Source organism: Amycolatopsis sp. CA-211722, from assembly GCF_056828465.1.
Map to the genome: position 1 here is coordinate 4,390,053 of NZ_CP184752.1, position 24,435 is coordinate 4,414,487.

Sequence of the window (24,435 nt, forward strand, 5' to 3'; positions counted from 1 at the left end):
GGAGCGGCATGGGACCATAGAGGTGGCACACCCCGACCTTCGCGAGGAAACCCGTTGACGACGTTCGCCGACACGACCTTCACGCCCCCGGAGCTCATCCGGAACTTCTGCATCATCGCGCACATCGACCACGGCAAGTCGACCCTGGCCGACCGGATGTTGCAGCTCACCGGCGTGGTCGAGGAGCGGGCCATGCGCGCTCAGTACCTCGACCGCATGGACATCGAACGGGAACGCGGGATCACCATCAAGGCGCAGAACGTGCGCCTGCCCTGGAAGGTCGACGGCCAGGACCATGTCCTGCACCTGATCGACACTCCCGGCCACGTGGACTTCACCTACGAGGTTTCCCGGGCGCTGGAGGCCTGTGAAGGGGCGATTCTGCTGGTCGACGCCGCGCAGGGGATCGAGGCGCAGACGCTGGCGAACCTCTACCTGGCGCTCGAGAAGAACCTGCACATCATCCCGGTGCTGAACAAGATCGACCTGCCGTCGGCCGATCCGGACAAGTACGCGGCCGAACTGGCGCACATCATCGGCTGCGAGCCCTCGGACGTGCTCCGCGTGTCGGCGAAGACCGGCATGGGCGTGACCGAACTGCTCGACGAGTGCGTGAAGCAGGTTCCGCCGCCGGTCGGCGACGCGGACGCCCCGGCCCGCGCGATGATCTTCGACTCGGTCTACGACACCTACCGGGGCGTCGTGACCTACATCAGGGTCGTCGACGGGAAGATCACCCCGCGCGAGCGGATCAAGATGATGTCCACCGGCGCCACCCACGAGCTCCTCGAGGTCGGGATCATCTCCCCCGAGCCCAAGGCCAGCAAGGGCCTCGGAGTCGGCGAGGTGGGGTACCTCATCACCGGGGTGAAGGACGTCCGGCAGTCCAAGGTCGGTGACACCGTCACCTCCGAGCGCAAGGGCGCGGAGGAGCCGCTCGCGGGTTACCGCGAGCCGAAGCCGATGGTCTACTCGGGCCTGTACCCGGTCGACGGCTCGGATTACCCCGAGCTGCGTGAAGCGCTGGACAAGCTCCAGCTCAACGACGCCGCGCTCGCCTACGAGCCGGAAACCTCGGTGGCGCTCGGGTTCGGGTTCCGCTGCGGTTTCCTCGGTCTGCTGCACCTGGAGATCACGCGGGACCGGCTCGAGCGCGAATTCGGCCTCGACCTGATCTCCACCGCGCCGAACGTCATCTACAACGTCGTGCTCGAGGACAAGAGCGAAGTCGTGGTGACGAACCCCTCGGACTGGCCGTCCGGGATGAAGATCTCCGAGGTCCACGAGCCGGTCTCCAAGGTGAGCATCCTGGCGCCGTCGGAGTTCGTCGGCACGATCATGGAACTGTGCCAAGCCAAGCGCGGCACGCTGCTGGGGATGGACTACCTCTCCGAGGACCGCGTCGAACTGCGCTACAACATCCCGCTCGCGGAGATCATCTTCGACTTCTTCGACACGTTGAAGTCGCGTACGCGCGGTTACGCGTCACTCGACTACGAAGAGGGTGGCGATCAGGTCGCCGACCTGGTCAAGGTCGACATCCTGCTTCAGGGCGAGACCGTCGACGCGTTCTCGGCGATCGTGCACAAGGACGCCGCTTACGGCTACGGCAACCGGATGGCGACGCGGCTTCGCGAGCTGATCCCGCGGCAGCAGTTCGAGGTCCCGATCCAGGCGGCCGTCGGGTCGCGGATCATCGCCCGCGAGACCATCCGCGCGATCCGCAAGGACGTGCTCGCGAAGTGTTACGGCGGTGACATCTCGCGTAAGCGCAAGCTGCTGGAAAAGCAGAAGGAAGGCAAGAAGCGGATGAAGACCGTCGGCCGGGTCGAGGTCCCGCAGGAGGCCTTCGTCGCCGCACTGTCCACTGAGGACGCCGGGAGCAAGAAGAAGTAACCGACACTCGTGGAAAGGCCGCCCGGGTCACGATCCGGGCGGCCTTTCCACGTCAGCGATTCCCGCTGACCCGGTTCGCCGTGACGAAGACGGCGACCCTGCGTTCGGCGGCCATCACGCGGTCGTACTCGTCCCAGTCGTCGTGGGTACCCGTCGCCGCCATGAAGACCTCGCGCAGCAACCGGGGAAGGCCGGCCGGGTCGAAGTCCGGGTCCGGGTCGTCCGGTCCGATCAGGTGCGTGCTTCCCTGGACCGCCGCCCACTCCCAGCCGCGCCGGAAAGTGATCGTGGCGTGGCCCGCCCGGCGGAAGAGGTCGAGCTTCTTCACCCCGCCCATCGCCACGAAGGCGACTCCTGGCGCCTTGGTGACCGGGTCTTCGAAGACGCCGGCGTTGACCACCGAGGAGTGGACGGTGCCGTCCGAGCGGACCGTCGAGACGGTCGCGAGTCCGTTTTCGCGCAAGGAAAGTGTGCGGACGAGTTCGAGGTCTGCGGCCATGGGACCACCGTAGCCCGCCCGGCCCCGGGAGGAGGGCCGAGCGGGCGGGGGAGGGGTCAGCAGGTGCCGTTGTCTCGCCAGACACCCCATTGGCCGGTCGTCCCGGGCTCTTCGCCTTGCGTCCACCACTGGGCCGCCCACTTGTGCCCGTTGTGGGAGACGGTCGCTCCGCCGGTGTAGACCGAGGCGCGATCCCACGCGGGGAGCGAGCAGGTGCCCGGGTTGCCGGATCCGGTTTCCCAAGGCACCTGGCTCGACCTGTAGTAGTCGAGTCCCTGGGCCTGCCACCGTGGGGCTTGAGCGCCGAGGCGTACTCGGAAGGTGTTCCAATCGTGGGTCGCCCACGGAGACCAGCCGAGCTCGGCGTGCGCGGGGAGCCGGGGGAACGCCAGGTAGTCGATGTTCGCCGGGGTGACCACGGTTTCGGTCCACAGCGGGGATTCGACACCGCGGACGGCGGATTCGGGTACGCCGGAGAGATAGGCGCCCGGATTCCAGTTGTAGGCGTCCTGGACCTCGATGTAGCCGGCCCACGAGAGCCCGATCGGGGTACTGGAGTTGTACTTCATGTCCAGATAGGCCTTGTTCGCCGGCGACAGGATCACCTTGCTGCCGCGGGCGACGGCGTTCGAGACCTCTGTGCTGGAGGTCGTCGTGCCCCAGAACTGCGGTGTCGCCGTGGCGGGCAGGGTGGCCTTGCCGATCTCGTGCCAGCCGACGACCTGCTTGCCCGCGGCGGCCACCATCGGCAGGACCCGGTTCATGAACGTGCGGTAGTCCGTGTCGCTGGTGGCCTGGGCCTCGTCGCCGCCGAGGTGGAAGTACGGTCCGGGCGTCAGCGCGGCGACCTCGCGGATGACGTCGTTGACGAAGGTGTAGGTGATCTCCTTCGAGATGCAGAGTGAGCTGTAGCCGACGGCGGTGTCGGTGCGCAGCGGGGGAGCGGTGTTGTCGCAGTTCAGCTCGGCGTACGAGGCCAGGGCAGCGTTGGTGTGCCCAGGCATGTCGATCTCCGGGATGACCGTGATGAAGCGTGACGCCGCATAGTTCACGATCTCCGTGTACTGCGCCTTCGTGTAGTAGCCGCCGGCGCCTCCGCCGACCTGGGTGCTGCCGCCGTAGGTGGTCAGCCGCGGCCAGCTGTCGATCTGGATGCGCCAGCCCTGGTCGTCGGCGAGGTGGAGGTGCAGGTTGTTGATCTTGTACTGCGCCAGCTGGTCGATGTACCGCTTCACGGTGGCGACTGGGTGGAAGTGCCGGGCGACGTCGAGCATCGCGCCTCGGTAGCCGAATCGCGGGTAGTCCAGGATGTCGGCGCCCGGGATCGTCCAGGGTCCCTGCTGGACCGTGGAGCTTTCGATCTTGCCCGGCAGCAGCTGCCGCAGCGTCTGCACACCGCCGAAGAGACCCTGCGCGGTCGTGGCGCGCAGGACGACCGAAGCGATCGTCGAGTTGAGCTGGTAGCCCTGGTCGCCGACTCGGGAGTCGGCCCCGGACAGCAAGAGCGAGATTCCGTCGGCCGGGGTGCCCGAGGGCGCGTCGGCGACGGGCAGGGGGAAGCCGGTGGACGCGCGGAAGATCCCGGCGAGGTAGTCGCCGACGGCCTTGGCCTGCGCCGAACCGGTCTGCGTGTAGATCTTGGTGTTCGCGGTCAGGGTGTGGTCGGAGCCGGTGACCGCGCGGACCGATACCGGGACCGGGACGATCGCCTGCAGTGCCGGAGTGGCCGCGTCGGCGACGGGGGCGGCTGCGGTGGTGGCGCCGGCGAGCAGCGCCACCCCGACGAAGGCGCGGCTCAGCCGCGCTTTCCAGGTCTTCACCGGGTGCCTCCAGGGGACGAGGTGCGTGACGCGCGTCACGCATCGGTCGATGGTCGCACCTTCAGCGTCAAAGGTCTAGACCACCACAGTGGAATCTCGGAGTGGCTCGAAGGTCACATTCGGTGTCGCCGCGAGAGGGCTATCGTCGGAACCGTGTTCGAAGATCTGAGGTTTCCCGTGATCGCGGCCCCGATGGCCGGTGGGCCGACCACTCCCGAGCTCGTGGCCGCGGTGACCGCGGCGGGGGGATTCGGCTTCCTCGCCGGGGGCTATTTGAGCGCCGACGTTCTCTCGGACCGGATCGCGAAGACGGCCGGGCTGACCGGCGAGCCGTTCGGTGTGAACCTCTTCGTCCCGGGCGACGCCGCCGAGGCGGATCTCAGCACGCATGTCGAGCGCTGGCGCGTGGAGGCCGAACGCCATGGTGTCGAGCCCGGCGAGCCGCGCTGGGACGACGACGCCTACGCCGCGAAGCTCGGGGTCGTCCTCGAGCTGAGGGTGCCGGTCGTTTCGTTCACGTTCGGTGCGCCTTCGCCGGAGGATGTCGAACGACTGCACGCCAACGGGAGCAAGGTGGCCGTCACCGTCACCAGCCCGGCGGAGGCCGATCACGCCGTGGCCGTCGGCGCGGACGCCCTCGTGGTCCAGGGATTCGAGGCCGGAGCGCATCGAGGGCTGTTCTCTGACAAGCCTGATGCCGAAGGCGGGGGCGCGCAGTACGGCGTCTTGAGTCTGCTCCGGCTGGTGGCGGCGCGGACGGATTTGCCGCTCGTCGCCACCGGTGGGCTGGTGCATGGTGCCGATATCGCGGCGGTGCTGGCGGCGGGGGCTGTCGCGGCACAGCTGGGCACCGCTTTCCTGCGGGCCGACGAGGCCGGGACGCAGCCGGCGCACCGGCAGGCGCTCGCGGACGGCGGAAGGCCGACGGCGTTCACCAGGGCGTTCAGCGGACGTCCCGCCCGGTCGCTGGTCAACCGGGCGGTCGCGGACTTTTCGGCCACGGCGCCATCGGCGTATCCGGAGGTCAACAACCTGACGAAACCGATCCGCGCGGCGGCGGGCAAGGCGGGTGACCCCGAGATCATGTCTCTCTACGCGGGGCAGACCTACGAACTCGCGGGCTCCGGCCCGGCGGCGTCGATCGTCGAACGCCTCCAGGCCGAAGCCCGCGAGGCCGCTACGCGTTTGAGTCGTCTCCGCTGACCTGCTTCGGGTCGCCGTTGCTCGCGTTCATCGCGGAGTGACGGCGGCTGTAGGCGAAGTAGATGATCAGGCCGACACCGAACCAGGCCGCGAACCGCAGCCAGGTCTCCGGGTTCAGGAACGTGATCAGCCAGATCGAGAAGACGATCCCGATGATCGGCACGATCGGCATGCCGGGGGTCTTGAAGGACCGGGGCAGGTCCGGCTGCTTGTAGCGCAGCACGATCACCGCGACGCAGACGACGACGAACGCGAGCAGGATGCCGATGTTCGTCAGTTCCGCGGCCTCACCGATGGGCAGCAGCCCGGCGATGACTGCCGACGCGATACCGAGCACCCAGGTCATCCGGCTCGGCACCTTGCGGACCGGGTGGGTCTTGCTGAACCACTTGGGCAGCAGGCCGTCGCGGCTCATCGAGTAGCCGACCCGGCTCGCGCCCATGAGGAAGGTGAACAGGACCGTGGTGATACCGATGATCGCGCCGACGGCGATGATCAGGCCGAGCCATTTCATGCCGAGTCCGGCGAAGGCGCTGGAGAAGGCGGCCTCGCTGTCGATGTCCTTGTAGTTGACCATCCCGGTCAGGACCAGGCAGGCCAGCACGTAGAGCACCATCGAGATGGCGAGCGAGTAGATGATCGCCTTCGGCATGTGCTTCTGGGAGTCGGTCGACTCCTCGGCCGCGGTGGACATGGCGTCGTAACCGAAGACCGCGAAGAACACCGTCGCCGCGCCGGTGAACGCGCCGCTGAGGCCGAACGGGAAGAAGTTCGAGTAGTTGTCGGTGTTGATGTGGAAGACGCCGACTACGATGACCAGAAGGACCAGGCCGACCTTCAGATAGACCAGCAGCGTTTCGAACCGGGCCGCGTTCTTCATGCCCTGGTTGAGGATGAAGGCGATCAGCAGGCACAGCAGCACGGCGAACAGGTTGATCTTGTAGGACCCTGGTGCGACATCGCCCGTTTCGGTGCCCGGAGCGCCCAGCATCCACGTCGGGAGCTTGATGTCGAGATAGCCCAGCAGTTCGTTGAAGTAGCCGGAGATGCCGATGGCGACCACCGCCACGATCGCGGTGTACTCCAGCAGCAGGTCCCAGCCGATGAACCAGCCGACGATCTCGCCCAGCACGGTGTAGCCGTAGGTGTAGGCCGAACCGGCGCGGGGGATCAGCCCGGCGAACTCGGCGTAGGAGAACGCGGCCGCGGCGCTGGCGATACCCGCGATGAGGAACGAGATGAGCACGGCGGGTCCGGCCGTCTTGTTCGCGACCGCGCCGGCCAGGGAGAAGATCCCCGCACCGATGATGCCCCCGACGCCGATCGCGGTCAGCTGCCGCAGGCCGAGCGTGCGTTGGAGCCCTCCGCCCCCACTGAGTTCTTGGATTTGATCGATCGGTTTACGGCGGAAAATCCCGGATCCCGAGCCCAGGCTGCGCGGTGCGGACATCGTCGTCTCCCAACAGGTTGTGCCCTTCGGACTGGGTCACAGTCCGAAGGGCACCGTAGCGGGAGTCCGGACTTCGCACCTATCCGGCGACGGTGTCCTCGCTCACTTCGGCGGCCACGCGAGCGGCGATCTTCGACGGCCTGGAGGCGCCGGCGGAGAAGTAGGTCAGCAGTTCCGAGATCTCGACGGGGTCGTCGAGCTGCGGGCAGTGACCCCAGTCCTCGCGCACCATCAGCCTGCTGTGCGGGACCAGCGCGTGCAGCTGACGCCCGGAGGCGGCGCTGACCAGCTTGTCCTTGCCGCAGACGACCACCAGGAGCGGGATGCGGACCTCGTCGAGCCGGTACGCGTTCGCCAGCTCTTCGACGAGCTGCCTCGCCTGTTCGAGCCTGGTGGTGGTGGACCGGTAGTCCGGGAAAAGCGAGGTGAACCGGCGGACCTGGGCGGCGTCCGCGGCGGAGGAGTCGGCGTACAGCAACCGGGGGACGACCTGCTCGGCGACGGCGCGCACCAGGAAACCCGGGATCGGCAGCGGCAGGGCCGAGTACATCCGGAGCGGCAACGGATACCGGGCCACGGTGCGGATGAGCCAGCTGTCCACGAATCCGGGTGCGGCGATCGACACCACGCCCGCGACCGGGAGCCGGTGGTTCTCGGCGGCTCGGAGGCTCATCGTGCCGCCGAGCGAGTTGCCGGCGAGCACCACCGTGCCGAGCACGGCCTGCTCCTTGACCACGGCCGCGGTGAACGCGTCCAGCTGCGGGAGCATCGGACCCGGACGCAGTGGCTGAGCGTCACCGAATCCGGGCAGATCGACCGCGACCGCCGGGACTCCGGCGGCCGCGAGCAGCTCCAGGACCGGGCGCCAGGTGTCGGCGCTGTCGCAATAGCCGTGCAGCAGCACCAGCCTCGGCGCCGCCGGTTTGACCTGTCCGCGCGCGGTGGCCCGCTTGCCGAGCACCCGCCGGGGTGCGCGATCGGTGGATTCCACCGGCTGCGGCCCGACTTCGAGCACTCTGGTGCGGACACCGGCGTAGCGCCGGAACGAGACGCGGATCGGGTCGGTGTCGGTGGTGGTCCGGCCCCCCGGGTCCGCCGGTTCGGGCCGCTGCGATGCGGTCATCTCTCCAGGCTAACCGCGAGAGGTCGGATTTTGGTCGAACTTTGGTCGTGAAAAGCTCCCTGAGTCATAACGTTCTTGACACTTGACAAGACCGCGAAATGACTGTTTGACCTGCGCGGAACGCGCGGATGTGCGCCTGTGTGCGCGCTTCATCGCGGTGCGGGGAAGCGCTCACCCCTCCGATGAATGCGTGAAGACCACCTTGCCGGAGGTTTCCCCGTCGAGCATGTTCTTAAACCCGGTCTCGGCTTCGGAGAACGGCAGCTCGGCGCCGATCCTCGGACGGACCCCGGTGAGCTCCAGGTAGGCGAGGAGATCGTTCAATTCGTCCCTGGTCCCCATGGTCGAGCCCGCGATGCGTAGTTGCAGAAAGAACACGCGCTGCAACTCCGCGTGAGCATCCGGGCCGCTGGTCGAGCCCGAAACGACGATGATCCCGCCCGGTTTGAGTGACTTCACCGAGTGCGACCAGGTCGCCTTCCCGACGGTTTCGAAGACGGCGTCGACCCGCTCCGGCAGCCGTGCGCCGGACTCAAAGGTCTGATGTGCGCCCAGATTCTCGGCCAGCGCACGCTTTTCCTCGCTACGCCCGGTCACCCAGACCCGGAACCCGGCCGCACTCCCGAGCTGGACGAGGGCGGTCGAGACGCCGCCGGAGGCGCCCTGCACGAGCATCGTCTGTCCCGGCCGCAGCCCGGACTTCACGAACAGCATCCGGTACGCGGTCAGCCACGCCGTGCCCATGGTCGCGGCTTCGGCGAAGGTCAGGCTCGACGGCTTCGGTACGACGTTGCGCGCGGGAACCACGACCTGCTCGGCGAAGGTGCCTTGGTACTTCTCGGTGAGCAGGGTGCGCTTCGGGTCGAGGGTGTCGTCGCCCTGCCAGCCCGGGGCGTTGATCACCGAGTGGACGACGACCTCGGTGCCGTCGTCGAGGGTGCCCGCGCCGTCGCAGCCCAGGATCATCGGGAACTGCTCGGGTTTGATGCCGACGCCGCGCAACGTCCACAGGTCGTGCATGTTGAGGCTGGCGGCCTTGACGCCGACCCGCACCCAGCCTTCGGGGACCTCGGGTTCGGGCCGCTCGCCGATCACCAGCGAGTCCAGCGGCTTTTCGGCGTTGGGTTCGGAAGCGTAAACGGCGAACATGCCAGCAACCTACATGGCCTGACCGGTGGCGGCACTGGATGCGAGCGTAGGCTCACAGTGTGTTCAACGGGCTTGCGGACTGGTGGGACGGCGTCGAACTGTGGCTCGCGCAGGCCCCGTTCCCCGTGCAGTTCGTGCTGGTCATGGCTGTCGTGGTGCCACTGTGCCTGGTCGCGGCCTGGGTGCTCGACACGGTCTTCGGAAAGGTCGCCCGGCGCTTCGGCACCGCCCGCGATGCGAACGACTCCGACCGGCCGTCCTAAGCTGGCACACCATGTTCAACCGTAGGCGGATCACCGCCGCCCTGATCGGCCTGATCGTGCTGGTGCTCGCAGGCTGGTTCGTCAAGGACGGCATCAGCGGTGACGACACGAAGAGCGCTCCGGCGAGTTCTTCCGCTTCGGCCGCGCCGTCGGGCGACGCCGCGGCGAGCGGGGCGAAGGGCAAGGTCGCGGGCGAGGATTCCGGTCTCCCGGTCAAGCCGCTGACGAAGCTTCCTTCGCAGGCGTCCGACACCTGGAAGCTCATCCAAGCGGGCGGGCCGTACCCGTATCCCCGCAACGACGACGTCACCTTCCAGAACCGGGAGAAGGTCCTGCCCGCCAAGGGTTCCGGCTACTACCGGGAGTACACGGTCAAGACGCCGGGCAGCCCTGATCGCGGGGCCCGGCGGCTGGTGACCGGTGGCGGCAAGGAGCTGTACTACACCGAGGACCACTACAAGTCCTTCGTCGTAGTGGACCCCAGCCGATGAGCGCGGGCCAGGAAGCGGCGGACAAGGCGTTCGCCCGCGGCGCGTATCCGCATCTGATCGACGGCGCGCGGACGGTCGACAAGGACACGACGCTCGACGCGATCGCGGAGGCGCTGTCGTTCCCCGACTACTTCGGGAAGAACCTCGACGCGCTGTACGACTGCCTCACCGACCTTTCGTGGCTCCCGGCCGGCGAGCATGTGCTGATCTGGTCCGGTTCCGCGGGCCTCAGGGAGCACGATCCCAAGGCGTACCTGGCCGTCCGCAGCGTGCTTTCCGACGCGCAGCGGGCGCTGGGGCCCTCCGGTGACCGGAAGGACTCCCGGCGCCTCACTGTCGTCTTGCCGGACTAGGCCTCCGGGACCCAGTTCGGCTTGCGCTTCTGCGCGAACGCCGTGATGCCCTCCTGGCCTTCTTCGCTCGCGAAGAATCCGGCGGACAGCTTGTTCATGGCCTCGAAGCCCTCGGACGGTGTCGCCGGGCGAGGCTTGCTGAGCAGTTCCTTCGTCGCCGCGAGCGCCTTCGGCCCGCCGAGGGCGAGCGCCTTGACGTAGCGGGCGACCTCGCCGTCGAGTTCGTCGGCGGGAACGGCGGAGTTCAGCAGGCCGATCTCGACGGCGCGCTTCGCGTCGAAGGTGTCACCGGTCAGGAAGAGCTCGTGCGCGGCGCGGGCATTGAGCCGCGGCAGCACGGTGAGCGAGATGACGGCGGGCACGACGCCGATCCGCACCTCGGAGAAGGCGAAGGTCGCTTCGTGGACGGCCACGGCGATGTCGGTCGCGGCCACCATGCCGATACCGCCCGCCCGCGCGGGTCCCGCCAGCTTCGCCACGACGGGTTTGGGACTGGTCCACAGCTGCTCGAGGATCCTCGGGAACTCGTTGACGCCCTGGGCGCCCGCACCGGCGCCGCGGGCCTCCTTGAGATCCATGCCCGCGCAGAACACCGGACCGGTGTGGGTGAGCACGATGACCCGCACCGCGTCGTCCACTCGTGCCTTGTCCAGCGAATCGCTCAGTTCACGCCGCAGCTGGGCGGAGAGCGCGTTGCGGTTGTGCGGGGAGTCCAAGGTGATCGTGGCGGTGCCGCCCACCACGTCGTAGTGCACCAGTTCGTCAGCCATGCCCCACCTTCGCACGGGCGAAGTCGGGCCGGGCAGTGGCCTGCGCCACCATCTCCACGATGGTGGCGCAGGCACGGGTCAGCCGATCGTCGTCGTGGTGAACGTCGGGCTCGGGTTCGGGAAACAGGCGGTCGGGGCGGAGACGTCGAAACCGGCGCTGACGACGGCGGTGAACGTCAGGCCCGGGTCGCTGTAGCTGGAGCCGCCCAGTTTCGTCTCGATGGTGCCGGCCGAGCCCGCGGTGAGATGCGCGGTCACGGTCGGCAGTTCGAACGTCGAGCCGCCCGCGATCGGGCCGGGGAAGCTCAGTGTCGCGACGCTGCCGGAGACGGTGATCTTCGGCGGGGTCGAGCCGATCCCGGAGCCGCCGGCGAGGTCGGCGCCCACCCAGGTCGAGTTCGCCGGGATCGGGATCTTCAGGGAGAAGTCCTTGATGTTCTTGACCTGGTAGCCGCTGACCTCGGCCGGGACGGTGTTCGGCGCCGGGTCGATGACGATGTCGAGCGCGGCACCGGGGGCGACCGTGGCCGGGGCGGTGACGTCCGCGTCCTGGTTCAGCTTGAGGTACTTGTTGCCGACGAGCGGCGGCTTCGCCTCGCAGTCGAAGACGACGGTGGTCGCCGCGGAAGCCGGTGCGGCGAGACCGGCGAACGGGACGAGCACGGCCGAGGCACAGACCAAGGCACGGATGGCAGCCTTCATGTTCCACCTACCTGGGGGTTCGATGGGGAGAGAGGGAGCTGCGCAGCGATTAGAGAGTTACCGGCAAGTTAAGTAACTCGTCAAGAAATCTCCGTTCCCATACGCGGGGTGTCACGGAACTGGGAACGGAACCCACCGAAAATCGGTATCAAGCGCCCGTACGGGACGGGTCGTGCTACTGAGCCGATGAACGATCAGGCGGCGAGCCGGGCGGCGGCCACGTCGTAGCGGTCCAGGACGAGTCCGGCGATCCGCGGATCCGGCCCCAGCGGCCCGGCGACGATCACCGAAGGGTCCGCTTCGCGGGCCAGGCGCGCGATCCGGTCCGGCAGCAGCCCCGGCGCGAGGAACCAGCCCGCGACCGCGAGCCGCTGTGCGCCGCTGAGCCGCAGCCGCGCGATGGCGGCGGGCACGTCCGGCTGCGCGGCGCTGGCGAAGGCGGGTGTCGCGAGCAGGCCGCGCCGCAGGTGCCAGCGGGTGGTGATCCCGGCGACGGCGTCGTTCGCCGCCACGTTCGACGAGCCGACACCGGCCAGCAGGACACCGAGGCCAGGGTCCTCCAGATCGGCGCCCGCGTCGGTGAGCCTATCCAGCGCGACCGTCTCGATGAGCGGGTCGATGCCCAGCACCCCGGAAACCCGCACGTCGAGGCCCGGGCAGTCCGCGGTCGCCTCGGCGACGAGCGCGGGCAGGTCGACCCTGGCGTGGTACGCGACGCCGAGCAGCAGGGGCACCACGACGACCTCGCGGTGCCCCTCGGCGAACAGGCCACGAAGGGCGTCGGTCAGCAGCGGCTCCGAGAGATCCAAAAAGGACTCGCGGATGTCGAGTTCCGGCGCCAGCCCGCGGGAGACGTCGAGCAGGGCGCGGATGGTCGCGGCGGACCGCGGATCGCGGCTGCCGTGGGCGACGGCGAGAAGGGGTGGCGTCATGCGAACCTTTCGCCGACGAGTCCGGCGGCGAGGGTGTCGCCGTCCTTCGGGTCGATGACCAGGAAAGCGCCCGTCCGCGGGCTGACGCCGTAGTCGTCGACGCCGATCTCCTCGGCCAGGCGCAACGTCACCCGGCCGATGTCGTTGAGCTCCAAGGCCGCCGGATCGTCCACACTGGACAAAGTCTGCTCGTCGAACCGCGCGTGGAGCTCGCCGACGAGGGCCTGCACGGTCCGCGTGCCGTGCTTCACCAGCACCCGCGCGCCCGGTTTGAGTGCCTTGGCCGAGAGCCAGCACAGGGTCGCGGTGATCTCGTCGGTCACCGTCGGCTGCCGGTCCGCGGCGGCGATCAGGTCACCCCGCGAGATGTCGACGTCGTCGGTGAGCAACAGGGTCACGGAGGTGCCGGCGCCGGCTTCGGCGAGCGGCCCGTCGGCGGTGTCGATGGCCTCGACCCGGCTGCGGATCCCTTGCGGGAGCACGACGATCTCGTCGCCCGGCCGCACGGTGCCCGCCGCGATCTGCCCCGCGTACCCGCGGTAGTCGGGGTGGTCGGCCGTGCGCGGCCGGATCACGTACTGCACCGGGAACCGGAACGCCGAATCGTGCGGATCCGGCGCCACCGGCACGGTTTCCAGGTGCTCCAGCAGTGTCGGGCCGGAGTACCACGGGGTCTTGTCCGACTTCTCGGCCACGTTGTCGCCCACCAGCGCCGAAACCGGCACCGCGAGCACGGAACCCCGTTCGTAGCCCAGGGACGCGGCGTGCTCGGCGAACTCCTCGGCGATCACGGTGAACGTCGCTTCGTCGTAGCCGACGAGGTCGATCTTGTTCACCGCGAGCACCAGGTTCGGGACGCCCAGCAGGGCGAGCACCGCGGCGTGGCGGCGGGTCTGCTCGATGACGCCCTTGCGCGCGTCGACCAGCAGCACGGCCAGCTGCGCGGTGGACGCCCCGGTGACCGTGTTCCGCGTGTACTGCACGTGACCCGGCGTGTCCGCGAGCACGAAACTGCGCTTCGGGGTCGCGAAATACCGGTACGCCACGTCGATCGTGATGCCCTGCTCGCGTTCCGAGCGCAGGCCGTCCACGAGCAGTGACAGGTCCGGAGTGGACAGTCCTTTGTCGACACTGGCGCGGGTGACCGCGTCCAGCTGGTCGGCGAGCACGGACTTGGTGTCGTAGAGAAGGCGCCCGACGAGGGTCGACTTCCCGTCGTCCACACTGCCCGCGGTCGCGAGCCTGAGGAGGCTGGACATCAGAAGTACCCTTCCCGCTTGCGGTCTTCCATCGCCGCCTCCGACATCCGGTCGTCGGCGCGGGTGGCGCCGCGTTCGGTGAGCCGGGAAGCCGAGACCTCGGCGATGACCTCGTCCACCGTGGCGGCGGTCGATTCGATGGCGCCCGTGCACGAACCGTCGCCGACGGTCCGGTAGCGCACGGTCAGTTCCTTGACAACCTCGTCCGGCCGCGGCCCGCCCCACGGGCCTTCGGCCAGCCACATGCCGTCGCGCTGGTAGACCTCGCGCCGGTGCGCGTAGTAGATCGACGGCAGCTCGACCTTCTCCCGCGCGATGTAGTTCCAGACGTCCGCCTCGGTCCAGTTGGACAGCGGGAAGACGCGGACCTGCTCGCCGGGGCGGTGCCGCCCGTTGTAGAGGTTCCACAGCTCGGGGCGCTGCCGCCGCGGCTCCCACTGGCCGAAAGCGTTGCGCAGGCTGAAGATCCGCTCCTTGGCGCGGGCACGTTCCTCGTCGCGGCGCCCGCCGCCGAAGACCGCGTCGAACTTGTTCTCGGCGATCGTGTCGAGCAGCGGCGTGGTCTGCAGCGGGTTGCGCATCCCGTCGGCGCGCTCTTCGAGCCTGCCGTCGTCGATCCAGTCCTGGACCTTCGCCACGACCAGCCGCAGCCCGTGCTGCTCGACCACGCGGTCGCGGAAGTCGATGACCTCGTCGAAGTTGTGCCCGGTGTCCACGTGCAGCAGCGGGAACGGCACCGGGGCGGGCCAGAAGGCCTTGATCGCCAGGTGCAGCAGGAGCGTCGAGTCCTTGCCGCCGGAGAACAGGATCACCGGCCGGTCGAACTCGCCCGCCACCTCGCGGAAGATGTGGATGGCCTCGGATTCCAGCGCTGCCAGGTTGTCCTGGGCGGCATCGGTGGCCGGTTCGAGCGTGGTCATTTCGTCCCTTCTCACCCGTGGAGGCCGCATTCGGTCTTGCCCTGCCCGGCCCAGCGGCCGCTGCGCGGGTCCTGGCCCGGAGCGACCTTCGCGGTGCACGGCGCGCAGCCGATCGACAGATAACCGATGGACACCAACGGGTTCTCGAGGATCCCGTGCTCGTCGATGTAGTCCCTGAACTCGTCGTCGGACCACGGCGCGATCGGATTGACCTTCACCAGCCCGTTGCGGTCGTCCCAGGTGACGATGGGGGTGTTCGCGCGGGTCGGCGCGTCGACGCGGCGGACACCGGTCACCCACGCCGAGTACTTCGCGAGCGTGTTCCGCAGTGGCACGACCTTGCGGAGGTGACAGCACTGGTTCGGGTCGCGGTCGTGCAGCTTCGGCCCGTACTCGGCGTCCTGTTCGGCGACGGTCTGCTCGGCTTCGGCGTTGACGATCCGCACACCGGGGTACACCGCCTGCACCGCGTCACGGGTGCCGATGGTCTCCGGGAAGTGGTAGCCGGTCTGCAGGAACAGCACGTCGACGTCGGGTTTGACCTGGGTGGCCAGATCGATGAGGACGGCGTCCTGCATGTTCGACGCGACGATGAAGTCGTCGCCGAAGGTCTCCGTGGTCCAGCGCAGGGCCTCGGTCGCGGTCGCCTCCGCGAGCTCCTTCGAGGCCCGTTCGGCGAGGGTCTTGTAGTCGGCAGTGGCGGTCATCCTTGCGACACCTCCGGGAAGGACAGTCCGAGGAACTTCACGGTGAAGACCCGGCGGCAGCCCGAGCACAGCCACGAGCCGCCCTCCTCGGGCCGGAGGTCTTCATCGCCGCAGAAAGGGCAGTAGTACGGGGTCGCGCGTTCGGTCATTGCAAGACGCCCTCGTCGGCCCGCAGGACCCACTGGGCGAACCGCTCGCCGGGTTCGCGGCCGGCGATGTAGGCCCGCACGACCCGCTCGACGTAGGCGGTCAGGTCGGACGCGGTCACCTTGTGCCCGCGCAGTTTCCGGCCGAACCCGGCGTCCAGGCCGAGCCCGCCGCCGAGGTGCACCTGGAAGCCCTCGACCTGCTTTCCGTCCTCGTCGGTGACGATCTGGCCCTTGAGCCCGATGTCGGCGGTCTGGACGCGGGCACACGAGTTGGGGCAGCCGTTGAGGTGCACGGTCACCGGGTTCTCGATCTCGGCCTGGATGTCGGCGAGACGTTTTTCCAGCTCGGTGACCAGCTCGATCGCGCGGGCCTTGGTCTCGACGATGGCGAGCTTGCAGAATTCCAGGCCGGTGCAGGCCATGATCCCGCGGCGCCACGGCGACGGCTCGGTCTCCAGGCCGAGCTCGGACAGCTCGGTCTTCAGCCCGTTCACCTCGGTCTCGGGAACGTCGAGGACCACGAGCTTCTGGTGCGGGGTCAGGCGGACCCGGTTCGACCCGGCCCGCTCGGCGGCCTTGGCGACCGCCAGCAGGGTGGCGCCGGAGACGCGGCCCGCGACCGGCGCGGCGCCCACGTAGAACTTCCCGTCGATCTGCGGGTGCACGCCCACGTGGTCGATCTGGGCCGCGGGCACCTCGGGCGCCGGGCCGTCGGCCAGCTTGCGCTTGAGGTATTCGTCTTCCAGCACCTGGCGGAACTTCGCGGCGCCCCAGTCCTTCACCAGGAACTTGATCCGGGCGCGGGCACGGAGCCGCCGGTAGCCGTAGTCGCGGAAGACGCTGATGACGCCTTCCCACACGTCGGGGACCTCGTCGAGGGAGACCCAGGCGCCCAGCCGCTGCCCGATCATCGGGTTGGTGGACAGCCCGCCGCCGACCCAGACGTCGAAGCCGGGACCGTGTTCGGGGTGGTTCACGCCGACGAACGCGACGTCGTTGATCTCGTGCGCGACGTCCTGCTGCCCGGAGACCGCGGTCTTGAACTTGCGCGGCAGGTTCGAGTAGCGCGGATCGCCGATGTAGCGGCGCTTGATCTCGTCGATCGCGGGAGTGCCGTCGATGATCTCGTCGGCGGCGATCCCCGCGACGGGCGAGCCGAGGATGACGCGCGGGCTGTCGCCGCACGCCTCCAGCGTGGTCATCCCGGCCTTTTCGAGCTTGTCCCAGATCGTCGGGACGTCCTCGATCTGGATCCAGTGGTACTGGATGTTCTGCCGGTCGGTGATGTCGGCGGTGTCGCGCGCGTGGGTCTGCGAGATCTCGGCGAGCACGGCGAGCTGCTCGGTGGTCAGCGCGCCGCCGTCGAGCCGCACCCGCAGCATGAAGTAGCGGTCGTCGAGCTCTTCGGGTTCCAGCGTCGCGGTGCGGCCGCCGTCGATCCCCGGCTTGCGCTGGGTGTAGAGACCGAACCAGCGGAACCGGCCGCGGAGGTCACCCGGGTCGATCGAGTCGAAACCGCCGCGGGCGTAGATGTTCTCGATCCGCGCGCGGACGTTGAGCGGGTTGTCGTCCTTCTTGGACCGCTCGTTGGGGTTCAGGGGTTCGCGATACCCCAGTGCCCACTGTCCCTCGCCCCGTTTCTGTTTCACCCGGGGCGTGCGGGCAGGGGTCTCGCGCGTGGGCGACGACATGGGAGTCCTCCGGCAGATCGTGGTGGTGGCGGGGAGTCAGCGGTTCGTCGCACAGAGCGCGCTCGCCACGCGACGGAGGTCCACGTGGCGGCGTGCCACGAGGGTGATTCCGGCGCGGGTCATTGATTCAGCGTGCCACGCGCCCACTATGTGGTCCAGGCCGGTCCGAATGTTGGGAACACCGTCCGGATTCTGTTGTTTTGGCTGGTCAGAGGCCTGGTTTGAAGGTCAAGTCCGGGTTCGCCGCCGGGCATTGTGACGCAAAACGCGCGCTCCTCACGACGGCAGGACCCGGTCCACGATGATCCGGATGACGTCCTCGTCGGTGACGTCCGCGAGCACCTCCGGCAGGGTGAGCCGTTCGACGGTGAGCCCGGTCAGCGCGAGGTACATCAGGAGCACTTCGGCGCGCCCGCCCGGCATCCCCGCCGCGACGTGCCAGTCGACGCTCATGTCGATGCCCTCGCGGACCGTCTTGGTCAGGGCGGCCGAGAGATCCGGGCGCCGGGTGGCTTCGAGGCGGAGTTCGAGCAGGGCGAGATAGGGCTCGCGGTGGGCGGTCAGGCGGCCCATGAGCTCGCCAAGCAGGACGCCGACCCGGTCGTGGGACGGCGACTCCGCCTGCGGGTTCGCCATCACGTCGGCCGGTGCCGACAGCCGCTCCTGGACGCGGACGCCCACCTCGCCGAGTAACTGATCCCGGTTGCGGAAGTAGTTCGACGTCGTTCCCGGCGGGACGTCCGCTTCGACGTCCACGGCGCGGTAGGTGAGCCCGCGGGCGCCCTCGCGGGCGAGGACGGTGATGGCGGCGTCGGTGAGCGCGGTCCGTCGCTCCGGGTTCTGTCGCATCGGGACATTCTCCTTGCCTCGGTCAAACCACTATGTCTATAGTACTACGCATCAAGTGGTTTACAGCTGGGAGGAACACCAGATGCAACTCAATGGTTTCGGTGCCTGTGTGCTCGTCGACGACATCGCCGAGACCACCGCCTGGTGGAAGCGGCACCTGCAGTTGACGGTGACGATCGAGCTCGACTGGTTCTCCAGCCTCAACGTCGGAGTGCCCGGCTATGAGATGAGCTTCGCCAAGCGTGGTCACAAGGCCACGCCGGAGCCGTGGCGGGCGCAGGAACCCGCCGGGTCGATGGTCGGCCTGATGGTCGCCGACGCGGCTGCCGAGTACGAGCGGCTGCGCGGAGAAGGGGTCAAGATCGTGACCGAACTCGTGGACGAGGAGTTCGGCCAGCGGCACTTCTACATCGAGGATCTGAACGGCTTCCTGATCGACATCATCGAGGTGATCCCGCCGTCGCCGGAATGGCTGGCCGCGAACGGGTTGGCCTGATACCGCTTCGGGTGAGTGGGGCCGCGCGGGGCCGCCGTCGCCGCTAGCTTCGATCTTCGATCCACAGAGGACGGAGGAGTTGCGCATGCGCCGATGGGTGGTCGCCGCGATGGTGCTGGCGTCCCTGCTGATCCCGGGTACCGCATCCGGGGCACAGCAGGGCTGCAGGCTGATCTCGCCCGACGAGGGGGCTGTGCTGCACAAGGGCGATTCGTACCGGTTCGAGGCGGTCGGCTGCTCGCCGGGCGTCCGGGGGCACGTGGCCCATACGGTGCTGGTCGAGGTCGCCCTGAGCCGCGACGCCGTCACGGACCGCCACGGCGACTGGTCGGTCGATCACGTGGTCAACGACTACTCGCTGAGCATGGAGACCCTCGTCTGGGTGCGGTTCGAGGACGGCACCCGCTCAACGTCGGTCAAGGTACGCATCGCCGACCGATAGCGCGTCGGAGTGAAGGCCTCTTTCCCCGGGGAAGGAGGCCTTCACGGCGTGGGGGACACTGGGGTGTGCCCGCGTTGCTGCCCGAAACCACCACGCCCGTCGAGTCCGCGCTCCCCGAGAGTGCGCTGGAAGGGCTCGGCACGCGACCGTTCGGTGTCTACGTGCACGTCCCCTTCTGCGCGACCCGCTGCGGCTACTGCGACTTCAACACCTACACCGTCGGCGAACTGGACAGCGGTTCGTCGCCGCAGTCCTGGCTCGAAGGCCTCAAACGCGAGTTCGACCTGGCCGCGCGCGTGCTGAAGGCACCGCCCGCGGTCGACACCGTCTTCGTCGGCGGGGGCACCCCGTCCCTGCTCGGCGCGGACGGGCTCCGAAGCGTTCTCGACGCCGTCCGTGACACCTTCGGGCTGGCGCGGGACGCCGAGGTGACGACCGAGTCCAATCCGGAGTCCACCTCGCCCGAGTTCTTCGCCGGTATCCGGGACGCCGGATACAACCGGATCTCGCTCGGGATGCAGTCGGCCGCGCGGCACGTGCTGAAGATCCTCGACCGGGTGCACACCCCCGGCCGTCCGGTCGCGGCCGCCGAGGAGGCCCGCGCCGCGGGGTTCGAGCACGTCAACCTCGACGTCATCTACGGCACGCCGGGGGAGCGGACCGAAGATCTCCAGGCTTCGCTGGACGCCGTGCTGGCCGCCGGTGTCGACCACGTCTCGGCGTACGCGCTGATCGTCGAAGAAGGCACCGCGCTCGCCCGCCGCATCCGCCGCGGCGAACTGCCCTCGCCGGACGACGACGTGCTGGCCGCCGACTACGAGATGATCGACCGGGTCCTCGCCTCGGCGGGGCTCCGCTGGTACGAGGTGTCCAACTGGGCGACCTCGGAGGAGGCCCGCTGCCGGCACAACATCGGCTACTGGCGCGGCGGTGACTGGTGGGGCGCCGGTCCTGGCGCGCACAGCCACGTCGGCGGCGTGCGGTGGTGGAACGTCAAGCATCCGGCCCGCTACGCCGCGTCCCTCGCGGCCGGTGAGTCGCCCGCCGCGGGCCGAGAACTGCTGACCGGTGAGGACCGGCATCTGGAACGCGTGATGCTGGAACTCCGGCTCTCCGAAGGGCTTCCGCTCGACGCCCTCGACGACGACGGCCGGGCCGAAGCCCGCGCCGCCGCCGCCGAAGGACTGCTGGATCAGTCCGCTTTGGACGGTCAGGGCCGGGCGGTGCTGACCGATCGCGGGCGGTTGCTGGCCGACGGTCTGGTGCGCCGGCTCACCTGAGCCCCAGGGCCCGGTCGGCCTGGAGAGTGAGAGAGTGCGTTGCGAAAGCCACTTTCGCAACGTTGAAGGTTGCGAAAGTGGCTTTCGCAGCACCGTTTCCCTTTCGAAACACCGTCTTCGCTGGGCAAGTCCCGGCGAGGGATGGCCAGCGTGGCGATGACAGGCGTGTCGCGAAAGCCAGGCGGATTCATGGGGTCGTTGCAACATCCTTCGTGAGCTGGGAGTTGTGGTGGCTGGTGGGTTGGTGTTGCCGCGTGTGGTGCGGGTGCGGTTCTGGGATGCGGTGCGGGCGGGGTGTCTGCCTAAGCGTGCCGCCCGTTTGGTGGATGTGTCGCACGAGACCGGGCGGCGGTGGTTCGCGCAGGCTGGTGGGGTGATCGGGAACGCACCTGGCTCGTTGGGTGAGCGCTATCTGAGTTTGGCTGAGCGGGAGGAGATCTCTCGTGGTCTGTCCGGGGGTCTCTCGTATCGGGAGATCGCTCGGCAGCTGGGCAGGGCCCCGTCGACGATCAGCCGGGAGGTGACGAACAACGGTGGCCGGGGCGGGTATCGAGCGCATCGGGCGGAGTCGGCGGCGCGGGATCGGGCCCGGCGGCCGAAGACCGCGAAGCTGGCCGAGGCCGGTAATCGCGAGTTGCGGGATCATGTGCAGGCGCGGTTGCTGCAGGAGTGGTCTCCGGGGCAGATCACAGCCAGGCTGGCGATGGAGTTCCCCGACCGGCCGGAGATGCGAGTGTCACACGAGACGATCTACCAGTCCTTGTATGTGCAGAGCCGGGGAGCGCTGCGCCGCGAGCTCACCGCGTGTTTGCGGACAGGACGGGCGCTGCGCCGCCCGCGCAAGCAAGCACAGGCACGACGGTCACGGATCCCTGACCTCGTCGAGATCAGCGAACGGCCGGCCGAAGCCGAGGACCGGGCAGTCCCGGGGCATTGGGAAGGCGACCTGATCACCGGTGCCGGTAACAAGTCCGCGATCGGCACCCTCGTGGAACGCTCCACTCGGTTCGTCATACTGCTGCACCTGCCCCACGGCCACGATGCGATCCAGGTCCGGGACGCGATGATCGACGCGATCCAGACCCTCCCGCACCAGTTGCGGCGGTCACTGACCTGGGACCGGGGCAACGAGATGGCCCGTCACGCCGACATCACCCTCGCCACCGACCTGGCCATCTACTTCTGCGACCCGCACTCCCCATGGCAACGCGGGACGAACGAGAACACCAACGGCCTGGTTCGCCAGTACTTCCCCAAAGGGACCAACCTGCACCAGCACACCGCAGAACACCTCACCGCAGTCGCCGCACGACTCAACAGCCGCCCCCGCAAAACACTGGACTGGCACACCCCACTCGAAAAACTCACCACGCTACTGTCCTAAACAGAGCACGTTGCGACCACCGCATGAATCCGCCCCACTTTCGAGACATCCAACGTCCTGAAAGTGGCTTTCGCGACACGTGCCGGCCGACCTATGCCTCGCGCGAGGTCGAAGCGAGACCGAGTGCTCGGTCCACCCACCGGCCCACCGGCAGCGCGACCACGACCGCCGCCAGCACCAGGTGCACCAGCATGAACACCACCGCGACCGGGACGCTCGGCGGCCCGCCGAGGAACACGATCATGTGTGAAGCCCACTTCAGCTCGGTCGGTTTCGTCCCCGCCGCCCAGACGTCGTTGAGCGCCCAGAACGTGAGGTCGTTCGCGCCCGAGATCACCACGAGGATCGCCGCGATCCCGGTCTTGAGCACGTTCGCCGTCCGGCCGCCGCCCAGCCGGTACGCCATCAGCCCGAACAGGACGATGAACGTCACGATGAACAGCTCGAACTGGTACACCGGCTGGAAGGCGTTCTCGTCGGTGGCGGCGTTCCTGGCGAACGCCTGGATCCGCATGATCAGCTCGGTGTCCAAATAGGACATGTAGACGAACACCGCGAGCACGATCAGCGCCGGGCCCCATTTCGTCCGGGGGAAGAGCGCCACCGTGGCGACCGCGAACACGAACGGGCACAGCTTGAAGGCCCAGTCGACGACGTTGTCCAGCGTCTGGTCCGGCGGCAGGATCACCATGATCAGCAGGGTGGTCACCACGGCCGGGATGGCGGGCACCAGCCACAGCCATTTCCGCCGCCGGTAGAGCGCGGGAACCCAGCCGTCGGTGTCGGGCAGTGTCGCGGTCACAGGTCGTCCTTCTCTGCCCAGAACGGCCCGAGGGCGAGGGCGTCGACATCGGTCTTCAGGTAGCAGGCCACCGCGTCGGCCGGGCTGGCGACGATCGGTTCGTTGTTGTCGTTGAACGAGGTGTTGACCACCATCGGCACGCCGGTGATCTTCTCGAACTCGCTGATCATCCGGTAGTACAACGGGTTGTCCGTTTCGGTCACCGTCTGCACGCGGGCCGTGCCGTCGACGTGCGTGATGGCCGGGACCTCGTCGCGTTTGTCCGGCAGGACGTCGAACACCAGCAGCATGACCGGCGACGGGTAGTCGCTGACGAACCAGTCGCCCGCGCGTTCCGCCAGGCACGACGGAGCGAACGGCCGGAACGCCTCGCGGTGCTTGACCTTCTCGTTCATCCGCGTCTTCGAGTCGGGGTCGCGCGGGTCGGCCACCAGCGAACGGTTGCCGAGCGCGCGCGGCCCGCATTCCATCCGGCCCTGCACCCAGCCGATGATCTTGCCCTCGGAGATCTTCTTCGCCGTGTGAGCGGCGATGTCGTCGACCTTGGTGTAGCGGACCCCGGCGTCCTGCAGCGCGAGTTCCATCTCCGCCTCGGTGTAGTCCGGGCCGGTGTAGGTGTAGCCGTCGCGGGGCCGCGGCTTGCCGTACTTGCCGACCGACACCTCCAGTGCCGAGCCGAGCGCGCAGCCGTCGTCGGCGGCGGCGGGCTGGGCGAAGAAGTCCTCGAACGGCGTTTCCAGCAGGATCCGCCCGTTCATCACGCTGTTCAGCGCGACACCGCCCGCGACGCACAGCCGCCGCGACCCGGTTTCCCGGTGCAGCCAGCGCGCGAGGTGCAGCCCGGCTTCCTCCAGGGTGACCTGCAACGCGTAGGCGACGTCGCAGTAGTGCTGCGGCACGGGGTTCTCCGCGGTGACCCGGGTCTTGGGCCGCGCGGGACCGAACAGGTCGGTGAACTTCTTCGACATCACGTGCTTGCCGGTGCGGTGGTGGCCGAAGAAGCTCAGGTCGAGCTCGTAGCCACCGTCGTCGTCAAGGTGGATCAGCTGCTTGAACGCGTCGACGTAGGTGTCGTTGCCCAGCGGCGCCAGCCCCATGATCTTGCCTTCGTCACGGGTGGGGTAGAAGCCGAGATAGCCGGTGACGCCGGCGTACATCGCGCCGAGCGAGTGCGGGAACTTGATCCGCCGGATGTCGGTGATCCGGTTTCCCTTGCCGTGGCCCAGATAGGTCGCGGTGCCGTCGCTGCCGATCCCGTCGAAGGTGAGCACCGCCGACTCTTCCCACGGCGAGATGAAGTACCCGCTGGCGGCGTGCGCCTTGTGGTGGTCGACCAGATGCGTCTTGAACTTCGTCGGGCCGGTCCAGCCCACGGCCTCCTTCACGTCGCGTTCGAGCGTGAACGACCGCTTGATGTGCGCGAGCACCGCGCCGCCGACGTGATAGTCGTCGACCCCTTTGCCGCCACCGGTCTTGAACGTCTCGACCATTCCCGCCGAGGAGCCGCCCTCGTCGCCGTTCTGGTTGCGGAAGACCTCCAGTGTCGCCGGGAAGTACTTGGCGAACACCTTCGCCGCGTGGATGCCTTCGCGCCAGCGCTGCCAGTAGTAGGCGACATGGTCGACGTCGGCGAGGGTGATCCCGCCGCGCTCCAGGCAGAACTTGATCGCCTCCGCGGGGAAGTCCCCGTCGTGCTTCTTCCGGGTGAAGCGTTCTTCTTCGGCGAACGCGATGATCTCGCCGTCGCGCACGAGCGCGGCCGCCGAGTCGTGGACCCTGCTGATTCCCAGTACGTACATTTCCTT

Annotated in this window: 26 protein-coding genes; 9 read left to right on the forward strand and 17 right to left on the reverse strand. The window is 68.4% G+C overall.

Annotated elements, in window-relative coordinates; translation table 11 throughout:
• The first annotated feature begins 54 nt into the window (after window positions 1-54).
• Window positions 55-1,896: a translation elongation factor 4 gene (lepA, locus tag ACOCEP_RS21210; protein WP_126729564.1), complete on the forward strand. Its 1,842-nt coding sequence runs from the start codon at window positions 55-57 to the stop codon at window positions 1,894-1,896.
• A gap of 52 nt (window positions 1,897-1,948) precedes the next feature.
• Here lepA and ACOCEP_RS21215 read toward each other — a convergent pair whose 3' ends face one another.
• Entirely contained in the window at window positions 1,949-2,395 is a 447-nt protein-coding gene (locus ACOCEP_RS21215) for a pyridoxamine 5'-phosphate oxidase family protein (protein ID WP_482330724.1), read from the reverse strand.
• A 56-nt stretch (window positions 2,396-2,451) separates the two neighbouring features.
• Entirely contained in the window at window positions 2,452-4,215 is a 1,764-nt protein-coding gene (locus ACOCEP_RS21220; protein ID WP_482330725.1) for a family 20 glycosylhydrolase, read from the reverse strand.
• A gap of 153 nt (window positions 4,216-4,368) precedes the next feature.
• On the opposite strand from ACOCEP_RS21220, the gene ACOCEP_RS21225 reads away from it, so the two are divergent.
• A complete protein-coding gene (locus ACOCEP_RS21225; protein ID WP_482330726.1) occupies window positions 4,369-5,418 on the forward strand; it encodes a nitronate monooxygenase in 1,050 nt (349 codons plus the stop codon).
• On the opposite strand, the gene ACOCEP_RS21230 is transcribed toward ACOCEP_RS21225, so the two are convergent.
• From ACOCEP_RS21230 to ACOCEP_RS21240, 3 genes are all read right to left on the reverse strand, one after another.
• On the reverse strand, window positions 5,393-6,868 hold the full coding sequence (locus ACOCEP_RS21230) for an amino acid permease (RefSeq protein WP_482330727.1): 1,476 nt from the start codon (window positions 6,866-6,868) through the stop codon (window positions 5,393-5,395). The genes ACOCEP_RS21225 and ACOCEP_RS21230 overlap by 26 nt on opposite strands.
• Window positions 6,869-6,947: 79 nt before the next feature.
• A complete protein-coding gene (locus ACOCEP_RS21235) occupies window positions 6,948-7,991 on the reverse strand; it encodes an alpha/beta hydrolase (RefSeq protein WP_482330728.1) in 1,044 nt (347 codons plus the stop codon).
• Window positions 7,992-8,162: 171 nt separating this feature from the next.
• Window positions 8,163-9,140 carry a zinc-binding dehydrogenase gene (locus tag ACOCEP_RS21240; protein ID WP_482330729.1) on the reverse strand — a complete coding sequence of 326 codons (978 nt, stop codon included), beginning with the start codon at window positions 9,138-9,140 and terminating at the stop codon, window positions 8,163-8,165.
• Between the two features lie 59 nt (window positions 9,141-9,199).
• Between ACOCEP_RS21240 and ACOCEP_RS21245 the strand changes: the two genes are divergently transcribed.
• From ACOCEP_RS21245 to ACOCEP_RS21255, 3 genes are read left to right on the forward strand one after another with little or no spacing between them, the layout of a single operon-like run.
• Window positions 9,200-9,403: a CDP-alcohol phosphatidyltransferase family protein gene (locus tag ACOCEP_RS21245; RefSeq protein ID WP_038517165.1), complete on the forward strand. Its 204-nt coding sequence runs from the start codon at window positions 9,200-9,202 to the stop codon at window positions 9,401-9,403.
• Window positions 9,404-9,414: 11 nt separating this feature from the next.
• Window positions 9,415-9,894 carry a guanyl-specific ribonuclease gene (locus tag ACOCEP_RS21250; RefSeq protein ID WP_482330730.1) on the forward strand — a complete coding sequence of 160 codons (480 nt, stop codon included), beginning with the start codon at window positions 9,415-9,417 and terminating at the stop codon, window positions 9,892-9,894.
• A complete protein-coding gene (locus tag ACOCEP_RS21255; RefSeq protein ID WP_482330731.1) occupies window positions 9,891-10,247 on the forward strand; it encodes a barstar family protein in 357 nt (118 codons plus the stop codon). The genes ACOCEP_RS21250 and ACOCEP_RS21255 overlap by 4 nt, the downstream gene beginning before the upstream one ends.
• Here ACOCEP_RS21255 and ACOCEP_RS21260 read toward each other — a convergent pair.
• The 10 genes from ACOCEP_RS21260 to ACOCEP_RS21305 form a co-directional block, all read right to left on the reverse strand.
• Window positions 10,244-11,017, reverse strand: a complete 774-nt coding sequence (locus ACOCEP_RS21260; protein WP_482330732.1) for an enoyl-CoA hydratase-related protein — start codon at window positions 11,015-11,017, stop codon at window positions 10,244-10,246. The two genes, ACOCEP_RS21255 and ACOCEP_RS21260, sit on opposite strands and share 4 nt — an antisense overlap.
• 78 nt (window positions 11,018-11,095) lie before the next feature.
• Window positions 11,096-11,719, reverse strand: coding sequence for a cyclase (locus tag ACOCEP_RS21265; protein ID WP_482330733.1), 624 nt, complete (start codon window positions 11,717-11,719; stop codon window positions 11,096-11,098).
• Between the two features lie 194 nt (window positions 11,720-11,913).
• Window positions 11,914-12,651: a sirohydrochlorin chelatase gene (locus tag ACOCEP_RS21270; RefSeq protein ID WP_482330734.1), complete on the reverse strand. Its 738-nt coding sequence runs from the start codon at window positions 12,649-12,651 to the stop codon at window positions 11,914-11,916.
• Window positions 12,648-13,910, reverse strand: coding sequence for a sulfate adenylyltransferase subunit 1 (locus ACOCEP_RS21275; protein WP_482330735.1), 1,263 nt, complete (start codon window positions 13,908-13,910; stop codon window positions 12,648-12,650). The genes ACOCEP_RS21270 and ACOCEP_RS21275 overlap by 4 nt, the downstream gene beginning before the upstream one ends.
• Window positions 13,910-14,830 (reverse strand): sulfate adenylyltransferase subunit CysD, encoded by a 921-nt coding sequence (cysD, locus tag ACOCEP_RS21280; protein ID WP_400944952.1) that lies wholly within the window; start codon window positions 14,828-14,830, stop codon window positions 13,910-13,912. Before cysD ends, ACOCEP_RS21275 begins: the two co-directional genes overlap by 1 nt.
• Window positions 14,831-14,841: 11 nt before the next feature.
• The gene (locus ACOCEP_RS21285; RefSeq protein ID WP_482330736.1) at window positions 14,842-15,537 is read right to left on the reverse strand and encodes a phosphoadenylyl-sulfate reductase; all 696 of its coding nucleotides are present in this window, start codon (window positions 15,535-15,537) and stop codon (window positions 14,842-14,844) included.
• Window positions 15,534-15,686, reverse strand: coding sequence for an eL43 family ribosomal protein (locus tag ACOCEP_RS21290; RefSeq protein ID WP_034316341.1), 153 nt, complete (start codon window positions 15,684-15,686; stop codon window positions 15,534-15,536). Before ACOCEP_RS21290 ends, ACOCEP_RS21285 begins: the two co-directional genes overlap by 4 nt.
• Window positions 15,683-17,377, reverse strand: a complete 1,695-nt coding sequence (locus ACOCEP_RS21295; RefSeq protein WP_482330737.1) for a nitrite/sulfite reductase — start codon at window positions 17,375-17,377, stop codon at window positions 15,683-15,685. The genes ACOCEP_RS21290 and ACOCEP_RS21295 overlap by 4 nt, the downstream gene beginning before the upstream one ends.
• Window positions 17,378-17,413: 36 nt before the next feature.
• A complete protein-coding gene (locus ACOCEP_RS21300; protein ID WP_360907593.1) occupies window positions 17,414-17,500 on the reverse strand; it encodes a putative leader peptide in 87 nt (28 codons plus the stop codon).
• 153 nt (window positions 17,501-17,653) lie between these two features.
• Window positions 17,654-18,226 carry a TetR/AcrR family transcriptional regulator gene (locus ACOCEP_RS21305; protein WP_192745814.1) on the reverse strand — a complete coding sequence of 191 codons (573 nt, stop codon included), beginning with the start codon at window positions 18,224-18,226 and terminating at the stop codon, window positions 17,654-17,656.
• An 82-nt stretch (window positions 18,227-18,308) separates the two neighbouring features.
• Here ACOCEP_RS21305 and ACOCEP_RS21310 point away from each other — a divergent pair, with 82 nt between their 5' ends.
• The 4 genes from ACOCEP_RS21310 to ACOCEP_RS21325 all read left to right on the forward strand — a co-directional run bounded on the left by ACOCEP_RS21310 (window position 18,309) and on the right by ACOCEP_RS21325 (window position 21,828).
• Window positions 18,309-18,722 (forward strand): VOC family protein, encoded by a 414-nt coding sequence (locus tag ACOCEP_RS21310; RefSeq protein ID WP_482330738.1) that lies wholly within the window; start codon window positions 18,309-18,311, stop codon window positions 18,720-18,722.
• Window positions 18,723-18,807: 85 nt separating this feature from the next.
• The gene (locus ACOCEP_RS21315; RefSeq protein WP_482330739.1) at window positions 18,808-19,164 is read left to right on the forward strand and encodes a hypothetical protein; all 357 of its coding nucleotides are present in this window, start codon (window positions 18,808-18,810) and stop codon (window positions 19,162-19,164) included.
• A gap of 65 nt (window positions 19,165-19,229) precedes the next feature.
• Window positions 19,230-20,444 carry a radical SAM family heme chaperone HemW gene (gene hemW / locus ACOCEP_RS21320; RefSeq protein WP_482330740.1) on the forward strand — a complete coding sequence of 405 codons (1,215 nt, stop codon included), beginning with the start codon at window positions 19,230-19,232 and terminating at the stop codon, window positions 20,442-20,444.
• Between the two features lie 226 nt (window positions 20,445-20,670).
• Window positions 20,671-21,828, forward strand: a complete 1,158-nt coding sequence (locus ACOCEP_RS21325; RefSeq protein WP_482330742.1) for an IS30 family transposase — start codon at window positions 20,671-20,673, stop codon at window positions 21,826-21,828.
• Between the two features lie 91 nt (window positions 21,829-21,919).
• On the opposite strand, the gene ACOCEP_RS21330 is transcribed toward ACOCEP_RS21325, so the two are convergent.
• The gene (locus tag ACOCEP_RS21330; RefSeq protein WP_482330743.1) at window positions 21,920-22,630 is read right to left on the reverse strand and encodes a hypothetical protein; all 711 of its coding nucleotides are present in this window, start codon (window positions 22,628-22,630) and stop codon (window positions 21,920-21,922) included.
• A complete protein-coding gene (locus tag ACOCEP_RS21335; protein WP_482330744.1) occupies window positions 22,627-24,429 on the reverse strand; it encodes a carbamoyltransferase family protein in 1,803 nt (600 codons plus the stop codon). Before ACOCEP_RS21335 ends, ACOCEP_RS21330 begins: the two co-directional genes overlap by 4 nt.
• Window positions 24,430-24,435: the final 6 nt, after the last annotated feature.